8 protein-coding genes and 2 pseudogenes are annotated in these 13,015 nt (G+C 34.8%); 5 read left to right on the forward strand and 5 right to left on the reverse strand.

Annotated features, from left to right (window positions below; translation table 11 throughout):
* Positions 1 to 88: 88 nt before the first annotated feature.
* A pseudogene (gene glyA / locus ACGH80_RS11100) lies at positions 89 to 220 on the reverse strand (serine hydroxymethyltransferase); the annotation flags it as partial.
* 221 nt (positions 221 to 441) lie between these two features.
* Here glyA and ACGH80_RS11105 point away from each other — a divergent pair.
* From ACGH80_RS11105 to ACGH80_RS11125, 5 genes are all read left to right on the forward strand, one after another.
* The gene (locus tag ACGH80_RS11105; protein ID WP_296301040.1) at positions 442 to 1,368 is read left to right on the forward strand and encodes a TIGR01212 family radical SAM protein; all 927 of its coding nucleotides are present in this window, start codon (positions 442 to 444) and stop codon (positions 1,366 to 1,368) included.
* A 15-nt stretch (positions 1,369 to 1,383) separates the two neighbouring features.
* The gene (locus ACGH80_RS11110) at positions 1,384 to 1,668 is read left to right on the forward strand and encodes a DUF2645 family protein (protein ID WP_366940519.1); all 285 of its coding nucleotides are present in this window, start codon (positions 1,384 to 1,386) and stop codon (positions 1,666 to 1,668) included.
* Positions 1,669 to 1,908: 240 nt separating this feature from the next.
* On the forward strand, positions 1,909 to 3,033 hold the full coding sequence (locus ACGH80_RS11115) for a glycosyltransferase family 4 protein (RefSeq protein ID WP_296318407.1): 1,125 nt from the start codon (positions 1,909 to 1,911) through the stop codon (positions 3,031 to 3,033).
* The gene (gene rfaP / locus ACGH80_RS11120) at positions 3,026 to 3,829 is read left to right on the forward strand and encodes a lipopolysaccharide core heptose(I) kinase RfaP (RefSeq protein WP_411631160.1); all 804 of its coding nucleotides are present in this window, start codon (positions 3,026 to 3,028) and stop codon (positions 3,827 to 3,829) included. The genes ACGH80_RS11115 and rfaP overlap by 8 nt, the downstream gene beginning before the upstream one ends.
* A 15-nt stretch (positions 3,830 to 3,844) precedes the next feature.
* Positions 3,845 to 5,473, forward strand: a complete 1,629-nt coding sequence (locus tag ACGH80_RS11125) for a DUF2813 domain-containing protein (RefSeq protein WP_411631161.1) — start codon at positions 3,845 to 3,847, stop codon at positions 5,471 to 5,473.
* A gap of 92 nt (positions 5,474 to 5,565) precedes the next feature.
* Here ACGH80_RS11125 and ettA read toward each other — a convergent pair whose 3' ends face one another.
* From ettA to ACGH80_RS11145, 4 genes and pseudogenes are all read right to left on the reverse strand, one after another.
* A complete protein-coding gene (gene ettA, locus ACGH80_RS11130) occupies positions 5,566 to 7,233 on the reverse strand; it encodes an energy-dependent translational throttle protein EttA (protein ID WP_296301036.1) in 1,668 nt (555 codons plus the stop codon).
* A 917-nt stretch (positions 7,234 to 8,150) separates the two neighbouring features.
* Entirely contained in the window at positions 8,151 to 9,770 is a 1,620-nt protein-coding gene (locus ACGH80_RS11135) for a hypothetical protein (protein ID WP_141672723.1), read from the reverse strand.
* A 453-nt stretch (positions 9,771 to 10,223) separates the two neighbouring features.
* Positions 10,224 to 11,624 carry a hypothetical protein gene (locus ACGH80_RS11140; RefSeq protein ID WP_411631163.1) on the reverse strand — a complete coding sequence of 467 codons (1,401 nt, stop codon included), beginning with the start codon at positions 11,622 to 11,624 and terminating at the stop codon, positions 10,224 to 10,226.
* A 584-nt stretch (positions 11,625 to 12,208) separates the two neighbouring features.
* Positions 12,209 to 13,015 (reverse strand): annotated as a pseudogene (locus ACGH80_RS11145) (hypothetical protein); the annotation flags it as partial.

Here is a 13,015-nt window from a genome sequence, read left to right on the forward strand (position 1 = left end):
TGCTCGCTTATTTAATAAGCTTATCTTTCTAAAGCGATTAAAGTATAGCCATTTAAGAAATAGTTGGCTAGTTTTTTGGCGGACTTTTTTGTAAAGAAATGTAAATAAATTTAAAGAAACATTTAGCACGATCAATTGTCAATTTTTCAACAACATCAACATATTCACAACCTCTGTAATAACGTTTACCAGAATAACCTTCAGCATATTTATTGGTGAGTTACATGTTAACTCCTAGTTATTAATTACAACAAGCCTTAAACTTACCGCACATCACAGTGTAAAAAACAACACTAGTTACCCTTACTTAATCAGCGATCAATTTCAATCTTTTTTTGAGTTATAAAAAATATTTATATATTGTTGAAAAGTAGTATTATGGATAAGATATGGCATACAAGACATATTGCTAAAATAATTAAAAATTTTATTTGGTTTATAATGCAACTTCATTTAGTCGTTAATACATTCGGTTCCGATTTACAACGTCGTTATGGCGAAAAGATCTATAAACTTACTTTACATGGTGGCTTTAGTTGTCCCAATCGAGATGGTACTATTGGGCAAGGTGGCTGTACTTTTTGTAATGTTGCCTCAATCATTGATGAATCTATTCAGGTTAAATCAATTTCTGAACAATTAACCTCGCAAGCCCAACAGATGAAAAAGTCTAAACGATACCTTGCTTATTTTCAAGCTTATACCAGCACCTACGCCGAGGTTGAAATTCTAAAAAGTATGTATGAAGAAGCCCTGAATAGTGCGGATATTGTTGGGCTTTGTGTTGGCACTCGCCCTGATTGTGTTCCTGATGAAGCACTTGATTTGCTTGCGAATTATCAATCCAATGGCTATGAAGTTTGGTTAGAACTTGGTTTACAAACTGCTCATAACAAAACCTTACACGATATTAATCGAGGGCATACTTTTGATGATTATTATCAAACCGTACAAAAGGCACGCAAGCTTGGCATTAAGGTCTGTACTCACTTAATTATTGGTTTACCGAAAGAAACCAAACAAGATAACTTTATAACCCTTGAGCGTGTGCTAGACTGTGGTGTGGACGGTTTAAAATTACACCCTTTACATATTGTTGAAGGTAGTATTATGGCAAAAGCGTGGCGGGCTGGGCGGCTTCCAGTATTATCATTAGATGAATATGTCGATATTGCTGGCGATATCATTCGCCAAACGCCAGCCAATATTTTGTATCATCGCATATCAGCTAATGCCAGAAAACCAACTTTACTTGCTCCTGATTGGTGTGAAAACCATTGGCAATCGATGAATGCCGTTGATCACAATTTACGCCAGTTTGGTGCTCAAGGTAGTGCTATTGGTGATAGTTACTTTTTTAAATCATAAGTGGATTTAATGATTATGAAAAAGGACATCCTTTCATTTATCCACTTCGCCTTTTTATTAATAATTATTAATTTATTTTCAACCAATAAATATGAATGGATGATTTTTACAGGTGATCCAGACAACCTTTGCACGTTACCATTAAGTGGAAGAAATAGTGAAGACGTTTTTCTTATCCTTACCATTCCCTTAATTTTGAGTTTATTTTTTATAAAAAATAGAAAAATAAGATATATCTATTTGTCCCTTGCTATTCTCTATTGTTTTTGGTCATTCTTTTTACGTTTTCAATGGTGCTAACAATTTCATCTAAAATTATTATAGTTTGAGAGATTATCAATAGCGTAACGCACCCACACTAAGAATAAAACCAAACTATAATGGTATAGACTCTTGAATTATTTTTACAAATGACAGTATGCTTATTCAACTGCCACTATGACCCAAATTTTACAGCAAATTTGGGTCTATAAAAATCAAACTTTGCACCCAAATAAATACTAAGTATATAATACGCCTTTCAAACTTGAGACAATCTGCATGCAACTGGCTTTTTGTATTTATAAATATTTTCCTTTTGGTGGTTTGCAACGTGATTTTTGGCAAATAGCTAAAGCTTGTCAAAATCGAGGACATAATGTTCGTGTTTATGTCATGGATTGGCAAGGCGATGTACCTTGTGGGTTTGACATTATTTTGGTACCTAAAAAGGGCTTATCCAACCATAGTCGTAATCAATCTTATTACCATTGGGTGAAGGATCATTTACAAGCAAATCCTGTTGATTGTGTAGTTGGCTTTAATAAAATGCCTGATTTGGATGTTTATTTTGCAGGTGATACTTGTTATGCCGAAAAGGTTTCACACAAGGGCTTTTTGTATAAATTGTCAAAACGCTGTAAGCACTATTTAGCTTTCGAAGATGCGGTATTTAATCAACATAGCCAAACCAAAGTTATGGTACTAACAAAACAGCAAATTAGTGATTTTGAGCACTATTATCATACTGTTCCGTCTCGATTTTACCTTTTGCCACCCGGTATTGCGCAAGATCGTCAATACAATTATGAGTCGCTAGCTAAAGGTAAGCAATTTAGGCAAGCCAATCAAATTGATGAACATAATTTTGTGATTGTGCAAATTGGATCAGATTTTAAGCGTAAGGGAGTAGATCGTTCTTTAACCGCCATTGCCGCACTACCTTGCGATTTAAAACAAAAAGTGACTTTTTTAGTAGTGGGGCAGGATAATCCCGAAGCTTATCAAAAACTGGCTAAGCAACTCGGCATTGAGCATCAAGTACGTTTTTTTGCAGGGCGTAATGATATCCCTGACTTTTTATTTGCGGCAGATTTGCTATTGCACCCTGCAAGGCAAGAAGCAGCCGGTATGGTGCTTATTGAAGGGTTAGCCGCTGGAGTGCCAGTGATTGTGTCAAGCACTTCGGGCTATGCTTATCATATTGATGATGCCAATGCTGGGGTGATCCTTGCCGAACCTTTTGTACAAGTAGATCTCAATCAAGCGTTGCAAAATGCCATAACAAACCACGATCGGTTATTAACATGGCACAACAATGCAATACATTATGGTAAAACGGCTGATTTATATCATTTAGCCCAGCGTGCCGCGGATATTATTTTAGGTTGTGATCATTATGAATGAGTTGAAGTTAAAATCCCCTTTTGATGCTTTGTGGAAAAATAAAGATCCGTTTGCGGAAGTTGAGTTAATATCAGGCAAAGTCTATCGAGCGGTTAAGCAACGTAAGACGTTGAATTTTGAGCTTGGTGATGAATCGTATTTTATTAAAATTCATCGTGGTACAACCATTAAAGAGATTGTGAAGAATCTTATTTCGTTACGTTTACCTGTTTTAGATGCTAAGCAAGAGTGGAATGCGATTGAGCGTTTGGAGCAAGTTGGCGTTAATACGATGGATGGGCGAGCATTTGGTCGTAAGGGGCTAAATCCGCTGACTCGTCATTCGTTTATTGTGACAAGAGATCTTAACCCGACTGTGAGTTTAGAAGCTTTTACTAAGCCATGGTTAACTAATCCACCTAGCTATCATATAAAGCGTTGTTTAGTGATTTATTTGGCAAAAATGGTTGCCCAAATGCATGCGGCTGGGGTTAATCATCGTGATTGTTATTTGTGTCACTTTTTGCTTGATATTCCGCTTTTTGAAAATCATCAGCAAATAAAATTATCGGTGATTGATTTACACCGTGCTCAGATCCGTAAAACAGTTCCTGTTCGTTGGCGTGATAAAGATTTAATTGGGCTTTATTTTTCAGCCATGAATATTGGGCTAACTGATCGTGATATTTGGCGTTTTTTGAAAGTGTATTTTAATCAACCTTTAAAAACGATTTTGCGTAATGAAGCTAAGTTAATTGCTAGTACGCATCAAAAAGTTGAACGAATTCGTAAAAGGACAGAAAAGTATCATCTTTAACAATAAGGATACGCTATGTTTATTGAACAAATTGATATTTCCGGATTTAAAGGTATTAGTCAACTATCTTTAAAATTAAATGCAAGTTCTAGCGTACTAATGGGTGAAAATCGTTGGGGGCGGTCAAGTTTAATCAGCGCTTTGCAATTGTTATCACTAGACAACACATTTTACCAATTTGTCGATTCCGATTTTTATCATGATCAATACCAATGTTATGGCGATAATATTATTATTAAAATCACTTATTGCCAATCACACTTACATGAATTAAATAATCAAGATTATCAACCATTACGCTCAGTTTCGTATCAATCACACCAAGATAATCTGCATCGTATCACTTATCAAATTTCTGCCAATAAACAAAATAACCAAATTATAACACAACATAAATTGCTCAATGCACAAGGCAATCCCTTTAATATAGAAAACGAAAAATTATTAATTGCAACATTAATCAAACTAAATCCAGTAATGACACTTAAAAATGCAATTAATCCAGAGCAATTAACTGTTACTAACGAACCATTATCCGAACACTACATTAGCCAACTTTCAAACCAACTAAAAGCCCATTCAGCCGAATTAACCCAAGATGAATTAGCTCGAGGCCTACAAGCCGCACGCTCATTATTAGAGTATTATTTTGTCGATCAAGCACACCGCAATCATTACAAACAAAAAAATGCCAAAAGTACACCAAGATCAGAAGATTGGAATATTTTGGAACAAATTAATGATGTATTGGATAATCTTGATAATGATTATTTACAAACGGTATTTTTAGGAATTTTCGGCTCTATTATTGATGCTAAAGGAAATTATTCACTTTCACAAAGTTCAATGCCTATTTTAATTTTAGAAGAGCCTGAAAGTTTGTTACATCCAATCATTTTATCCGTTGCATTTCGCTTACTAAAAAACTTTCCTACACAAAAAATTATCACGTCTAACTCAAGTGATCTAGTATCGTTATTTTCATTAGAACACCTTTATCGTTTAATTCGTCTGCCAGATAAAATTATTGCCAAATACATTGAACCTCATTCATTAAACGTTAGTGATAGTCGTCGTATTGCGTTTCATATTCTTTATCGCCGATCAAATGCCTTATTTGCACGATGTTGGTTGTTAGTCGAGGGCGAAACCGAAGTGTGGTTGTTACGTGAACTAGCAGAACAAAGTGGTTATCATCTGAGTTCAGAGGGAGTTCAGCTTATTGAGTTTGCTCAGTGTGGTTTAAAACCGCTTATAAAATATGCCAATAAAATGGGAATTCATTGGTATGTAATTACCGATGGGGATATGGCGGGTAAAAAATATGCCGATACGGTAAAATCGTTATGTGGTGAAGATAAAAATCCTAATGATTACTTAACGGTTTTACCTGCGCGAGACATTGAAAACTTTTTATTTAAACATGGTTTTAGTCATGTCTATAAACTTGCCGCTTATAATACAACACAGCATATTGATCTGCCTGTACATCAAATTATTCAAAAAGCAATTCATAAAAGTTCAAAACCTGATCTTGCGATTGCCATTTGTGATGATGCAAAATCACGTGGTATAAACGCTATACCGCGTTTGCTAATGGATACTTTTTCGAGAATTATTAGTTCATCTAAAGGGTTAGTTTAGATAATTACATTTTGAAAAATATTTAAAATCGCTATCAAGAAGATAAAACTATTCCGCCAATATAAATCGGCGGAATAAAATAAAAATTAATTCTATTTGGAGATTCGTTTATATTTAGCACGTTTAGGCTCTAACGCTTCAGCACCCAATGTGCGCTTTTTCCATTCTTCGTATTCGGTAAAGTTACCTTCAAAGAATTCAACATGCCCTTCGTCTTGATAATCCAAAATATGGGTCGCAATACGATCTAAGAACCAACGGTCATGCGAAATCACTAAAGCACAACCCGGAAACTCTAATAATGCATTTTCAAGCGCGCGTAGCGTTTCAACATCTAAATCATTGGTTGGTTCATCAAGTAACAGAACATTACCGCCTACTTGCAATAATTTAGCTAAATGCACACGCCCACGTTCACCACCTGAAAGTTCACCTACACGCTTTTGCTGATCAACACCTTTAAAGTTAAAACGACCAACATAAGCACGACTTGGTATTTCAAAATTGCCAATACGCATAATATCTTGACCGTTTGAAATTTCGTCCCAAACTGTTTTTTTGTCGTCCATACTGTCACGGAACTGATCAACTGATGCAAGTTGCACTGTTTCACCCAAAGTAATCGTGCCTGAATCAGGTTGTTCTTTGCCTGATAGCATTCTAAATAGGGTTGATTTCCCTGCTCCATTTGGACCAATAATGCCAACAATTGCCCCTTTAGGAATACTAAAAGATAAGTTATCAATCAGCACACGATCGCCATACGATTTAGTTAGATTGCTTACTTCAATCACTTTATCGCCTAAACGCTGTCCAGCTGGAATAAAGAGCTCGTTAGTTTCGTTACGTTTTTGGTAATCGTTACTGTTGAGTTCTTCAAAGCGAGCTAGGCGGGCTTTGCTTTTTGCTTGGCGCCCTTTCGGATTTTGTCGTACCCACTCAAGTTCTTTTTCGATCGATTTACGACGTGCCGATTCGGTCGAGGCTTCTTGCGCTAGGCGCTGATCTTTTTGTTCAAGCCAAGATGAGTAGTTGCCTTCCCATGGAATGCCTTCACCACGGTCAAGTTCTAAAATCCAACCAGCTACGTTGTCTAGAAAGTAGCGATCGTGAGTTACTGCAACAACCGTACCTTCGTAGTCATGTAAGAATCGTTCTAACCATGCTACTGATTCGGCATCTAAGTGGTTGGTCGGTTCATCCATTAATAACATATCAGGCTTTTCAAGTAATAATTGACAAATTGCTACTCGACGGCGTTCACCACCTGATAAATTTTCAATTTTCGCATCCCAATCAGGTAAACGTAGTGCGTCAGCGGCTCGCTCTAACTGGTTATCAAGATTATGAGCATCTTGCGATTGAATAATGGCTTCAAGCTCTGCTTGTTCTTTGGCTAATTTGTCAAAATCGGCGTCAGGATCAGCATAAGCGGCATATACTTCATCTAATCGAGCCAATGCTTGTTTAGCATCACTAACCGCTTGCTCAATGGCTTCACGTACAGTTTGTTTAGGATCTAATTTCGGTTCTTGGGGTAAATAACCAATTTTAATATCAGGTTGTGGGCGTGCTTCGCCTTCAATTTCGGTATCAACACCCGCCATAATTCGTAGTAAAGTGGATTTACCCGCTCCATTTAAACCGAGTACACCAATTTTTGCACCTGGAAAAAAACTTAAAGAAATATCTTTTAAAATATAGCGTTTAGGGGGAACAATCTTCCCTACGCGATTCATGGTATAAACATATTGCGCCATAAAACATCATCCGTTAATTTTGTTTAAAAATAGCAAACCATATCAGTTGCTATATAATTGATGGCATATATTGTAATGATTCTGAGCATCGGGTCTAGGGTTATTTTTGAGAATATAGGTAAATCAATATTCGCTATACACAAAACTTAATGTAGGACTTGTATATGTATATTCATGCTTCGCCACAATGACCATAATGGTAACGGTGAAAAAATAGGAATAATTTCTAATCTAACGCCTCGCTTTTAAGAGGGTACACATACCGACACCATCTCTGGAAATCAAAAGATAGACATAACACCCTTATAGATAACCTTTAGCATGTAATAGAGATACCCAGAAATTTTTGTACCCCTCAACTCAATAATGTCATAGTCCAGTTGATCATTAAAAACCGTTTTCCCATTTATTAGTTAGCTATCAATTTAAAAATGACTTTTAAATTTGATAGCATTTATTTAACCTATAACGACTGATAAATATCCAAGACGAATTATGATCAAAATAAAATGCGACGTTGAAGTAAAAAATAACTTTTATGTTAAGCTTTATAAGACTTGCGCTAATTAATCTGGTTGTGGAAAAAATAAAGAAATAGATTTAATATCTATAAGAAAAGGGCTTTATAAAAAGCATGATCATTTTTAAATACTCGTAATGGACAACAACATTAGTTGCCCATTACGATTTTAGTGATTATTTTATAGCACTATACTACTTATTACTCACTATCCTTTAAGGTACTACACAGACTACCCTGTGGGTTGTGAACAATGAAATATTATTAATACGTCTGAACATCCTCAAATCTTGGAGTGACACACATAAACCAATAAGATAATCATCAATTAATGACTGGCTATAAAACAAACATATTAATAATCCTATTTTAAATATCAATTTGATTTATATATTTTTTATGGTAAATTTTCACCTCGACAAAATGTTTGAGAGGACTGAACAGAACCAAGGTCATAATAATCACCCGAAATATATCCTGAATCATTAACAGCAAAAGGCTTATTGGCTCGATACATTTCAGATGTCCAAATATAGGATCCATTGTTATGATATCGCGAGACGGTTCCCCATTCTCCTAGAAATGTACCTAAATCACGGGAATGTCTATATGTCCTTGGTGTAGGAAGTGTAGCAGTACCTTCTGGTAAATCAGCATCAAGTGAATTAATTAATTCATTCCTTCTATACATATATTTTTGCCGCCAAGATTTTCCTGCGTCAGAAAAATCATTAATTTGTTCTCGTGTTGTTGCAGGTATTGCATGACCATCAATAATTTTACGACATTCATCAAACGCCACGTACTCACGATCAAAGTTAATAAAACCGCTACTTTTATAATCCTTCCTATGATCAACAAGAATTGCCCATTTTTTAGGTATCGGAAGAGTCACTTTACCAATATTTTTCCAACTGTTACCGTTATCTTCTGTGTACTCCATATTAATGGTTAATGGAGTCTTCGGTTTAAAACGATTATTATAAACAACCTGACAACCTTTCCCCAATTCTTTATTTCCGTTTCCTGATAAAGTTACCCAATTATTGATATTGCTAGCATCAAGTCTACAACGGTATTTTGACTGTTCATTCCCTGAACCTATTAAGTCAAACTTAATCCCTTTGAAACCAGTGATAGGTCGAAATGACTCGGCTATAAATCCTACACGAAATTGATTAACCTCCTTATAACCATTACCATTCCATACTGCCGAGTTATAGCCTTTAGGATATTTCGTTATATCATTACTAGCTGAATTAACATAAATACTATATGGTCGAGCGTAGCACAATTTTGGGCCACCTGAAAGCATAAATTGGTAAGTTATTTTGGGTTTGCTACCATAATGATTTTTATTGGGAATGCCATACTTAGTCGTTACGGCGATATCTTGTGCACTCAACTCTAAAGTATAAGGCCCCCCACATAGTGCCAACTCCTGATGTAAATCACTCACAACTTGAGAACCATCTTTCCAAGTTGCAGTTAACGTACCACCGACGGTAAAATTATCAGTAATTGAAGCATCACCATCATCATCCGCCACTTGCAAGTTAGAAATTGTATGTGCTTGTCCATCAGCAGTAACCAAAGCAATAACATCTGAAAACTTTGTACCAAAAGGGACTGTTAACGGTTTACCTCCATTGGAGATTGAATCATTAACTCCAATTTGTATTAGTTCGCCAGTGCTTTCTTGACTTGGCATCATAAAACCTAGCAACTCATCTAAATTTTTTAGTTTATTACCGACTTGATCATTCTGAGACGTTTTAAATTGTAGATAAGGCGCACTCCCTTCAATCACCTTTGTTGTGGTTGCGGATAAGGCAATAACATTACCCGATATCATTATACCCAACGTAGCAATTATAGTTCCATAAGCATAATGTTTGACATGTAAACTTGACGATATAATTCGTAAAATTTGGCCAAAAAACTTAGCTATTTTTAAAATAAACATTCGAGGTTGTTCAAAAGCTAACTTATTGCTTTTGTATATTTTATTATTCATAACTTCCATTTTTAATTACTTTTTCCTATAAAAAATCATTTGCATCCAAATCATAACTACTGATAAAACACAAATTTGATCATATTTATTATATTATGTTAATTTTATGTAAAAAATAACTTTTTTGTTAAGATTTGTAAACATGTGATTAAATGAGTCTGATTATTAAAAATAATATATAACCATATGAAAATTATATTAAATAATAAGAAATAGACTGATTTTATAGTTTTAAATATTAGGTACCAATTTTGTAAAAAATAATCATCAAATTATTCATCATTGCATGTTGATGGGAATCGTTAACCTTATATTTTTGATACTAAAAAGTGGGAACATACCATTACTGTAAACAATGCGAGTAAGTTCTATAATTAACTTACTCGTAATAACCCCTGTAACTTTAAAAGTTACAGAGTCAAACTATTTGCTGAACAAATAAAACAAATTTAACTATGGCTTGACACAAGCAGCTCTAAGTTTATTATTAGTTGATTTAGAATCATATAAATCTCCATCCCCCAAATCGACTCGAATTGGTTCTCCTTTGTATGTATCAATTGCCCAATACCAATCTTGAGGATGATTAGTTTCCCAGTCATCAAGACCTAAATAGTGATTAGGATTGTTAAATAAGGTTCCCCATTCATTAAATAACCCACCAATCCACTTGCCATTACTGCTACGATAACTCAATTGACGGCGATAATTATTGATATTTCTTCCAGGAATACCTCCTGTCCAAATATCATCATTATTTGCATTAGTATAATCTGCAACACTTGGCACTCGGTATCCAATTCGGTTACAGTAATTTTTTGCATCTTGCACAGATGCATTAATATTAGCCCCTTGGGCTATATACCATCTTTCAATTTTAAAGCTATACAAGACTTTACTTTTGGCTCTATCTGAATAAAGCTTAAATGTAGAGGGACTAAAATTTTTATTAGCACTACTGTTTACTGGTCCTTTTAGTACTATCTTTAAAGCTACATCTCGTGAGCCTTTTCCCCAACCTGGTGTTATTGCAGATGATAAAGCTAAACTAACTCCACTCCCTGATTCCGGGAATACTTTAGCGCCATTAGCTGAGATAATCTCTTCGGGCGTTACGTTTGCTAATAATAAATAAAAATAAACATTATTTGTTCCTGTCGATGGGAAATTACGTTGTGGATTATTTATATCTTGTGGTACAAATCCTTTTCCTTTTACCCAATCAGGACCATCTAAATCTTTATATACAGTATTATTACTGGAATCGTTTGATAAATTAGGTTGAGCATAACAAACCGATGGTGCACTTGGTTTAAAATAATATGAATGGGAACTCTGTTTATAAACAGTTTTATTCGGAATACCATAACGTGTCAACAACGTTAAAGATTCTCCTGTAGTAATAAATAATCGATATGGTGCTTTACAAGCATCCAACTTGTACGATGGATTTTTTTTTACTTCTGCTGTTATATTTTTGTTTGCATCGTACCATTCTAGAGATAACTTTCCATTTGCCAAAATATCACCATCACCATCATCATCTCCCCAATAATGATATGGGGCATCCATCAATTTTTGAATATCTATTTGTGGGTAAGTACTATTTCCATCTATTGGGACAAAAGTTTGAATATCACGAATAGATTCTGAATTTCCCGATAGTATGATTGGTTTTTGGCTACTTGATGTATCTTCTTGAGAGGTAATCAATCGACCATCAGATAATTTTATACTGAGTAAAGGTTCGGATGAATTTATATGGGTTCTACCTCCATCTAGAGTAATATAAGGACCACTTCCATGGATCTCTTTTGATGTAATCGCAGATAATGCAGTAGATTTAAAGGACACTATCAAACCTAATAATGCCAATATAATTCCAAACAAATAACGTCTGACAGTCAAGATAGGCATTACTAATGTCTTTTGGATATGCATCTTTGCCATTTTTATTAAAAAAATCGTTTTTGACCATAACGACAAACATGAAGAATTAATTGTAAGATGGGAATAACTAAAATTTAGTGATAAATGTTCAAAATGTGACAGTTTTGTAAAGCTGTGCTTTGTCCAGTTCATTATATTAATACCTTTTCCATATTTCAAGTTTTACTGCACTGTTTTTTATAAAAATTAATTACTTTTATTTTAAATATTTTCGTTGTTCATGCGAAAAAAGAGTTATCATTTTTACATAACTATAATGAACAACACCATTAAGAAAAGCTCGAAGGAATTACTCTTCATAGCTAAAAAAATCCTTAAAAACTCACAAGGCGGTTAATTTCGCTTTTTTATGTCTATTTATTACAGTTTTTCGCAAATTACTGTAAACAATGCGAGTAAGTTCTATAATTAACTTACTCGTAATAACCTCTGTAACTTCAAAAAGTTACAGAATCAAACTATTTGCTGAACAAATAAAACAAATTTAACTACGGCTTGACACAAGCAGCTCTAAGTTTATTATTAGTTGATTTAGAATCATATAAATCTCCATCCCCCAAATCGATTCGAATTGGTTCTCCTTTGTATGTATCAATTGCCCAATACCAATCTTGAGGATGACTAGTTTCCCAGTTATCAAGACCTAAATAGTGATTAGGATTGTTAAATAAGGTTCCCCATTCATTAAATAGCCCACCAATCCACTTGCCATTACCGCCGCGATAGCTTAATTGACGGCGATAACCATTGATATTTCTTCCAGGAATACCTCCAGTCCAAATATCATCATTATTTGCATTAGTATAATCTGCAACACTTGGCATTCGGTATCCAATTCGGTTACAGTAATTTTTTGCATCTTGCACAGATGCATTAATATTAGCCCCTTGGGCTATATACCATCTTTCAATTTTAAAGCTATACAAGACGTTACTTTTGGCTCTATCTGAATAAAGCTTAAACGTAGAAGGGCTAAAGTTTTTATTAGCACTACTGTTTACTGGTCCTTTTAGTACTATCTTTAAAGCTACATCTCGTGAGCCTTTTCCCCAACCTGGTGTTATTGCAGATGATAAAGCTAAACTAACTCCACTCCCTGATTCCGGAAATACTCTAGCGCCATTAGCTGAGATAATCTCTTCGGGCGTTACGTTTGCTAATAATAAATAAAAATAAACATTATTTGTTCCTGTCGATGGGAAATTACGTTGTGGATTGTTTATATCTTGTGGTACAAATCCTTTTCCTTTTACCCAATCAGGACCATCTAAATCTTTGTATTCAGTATTATTACT

It is taken from the genome of Gilliamella sp. BG1, from assembly GCF_046635625.1.
Taxonomy (GTDB): domain Bacteria; phylum Pseudomonadota; class Gammaproteobacteria; order Enterobacterales; family Orbaceae; genus Gilliamella; species Gilliamella bombi.

Excerpts from the sequence above, each read along its gene's own strand:
- ACGH80_RS11110 (WP_366940519.1), top strand. The coding sequence starts at position 1,384 with ATGAAAAAGGACATCCTTTCATTTATCCACTTCGCCTTTTTATTAATA.
- ettA (WP_296301036.1), bottom strand. The coding sequence starts at position 7,233 with ATGGCGCAATATGTTTATACCATGAATCGCGTAGGGAAGATTGTTCCC.
- ACGH80_RS11105 (WP_296301040.1), top strand. The coding sequence starts at position 442 with ATGCAACTTCATTTAGTCGTTAATACATTCGGTTCCGATTTACAACGT.
- rfaP (WP_411631160.1), top strand. The coding sequence starts at position 3,026 with ATGAATGAGTTGAAGTTAAAATCCCCTTTTGATGCTTTGTGGAAAAAT.
- ACGH80_RS11135 (WP_141672723.1), bottom strand. The coding sequence starts at position 9,770 with ATGAATAATAAAATATACAAAAGCAATAAGTTAGCTTTTGAACAACCT.
- ACGH80_RS11125 (WP_411631161.1), top strand. The coding sequence starts at position 3,845 with ATGTTTATTGAACAAATTGATATTTCCGGATTTAAAGGTATTAGTCAA.
- ACGH80_RS11115 (WP_296318407.1), top strand. The coding sequence starts at position 1,909 with ATGCAACTGGCTTTTTGTATTTATAAATATTTTCCTTTTGGTGGTTTG.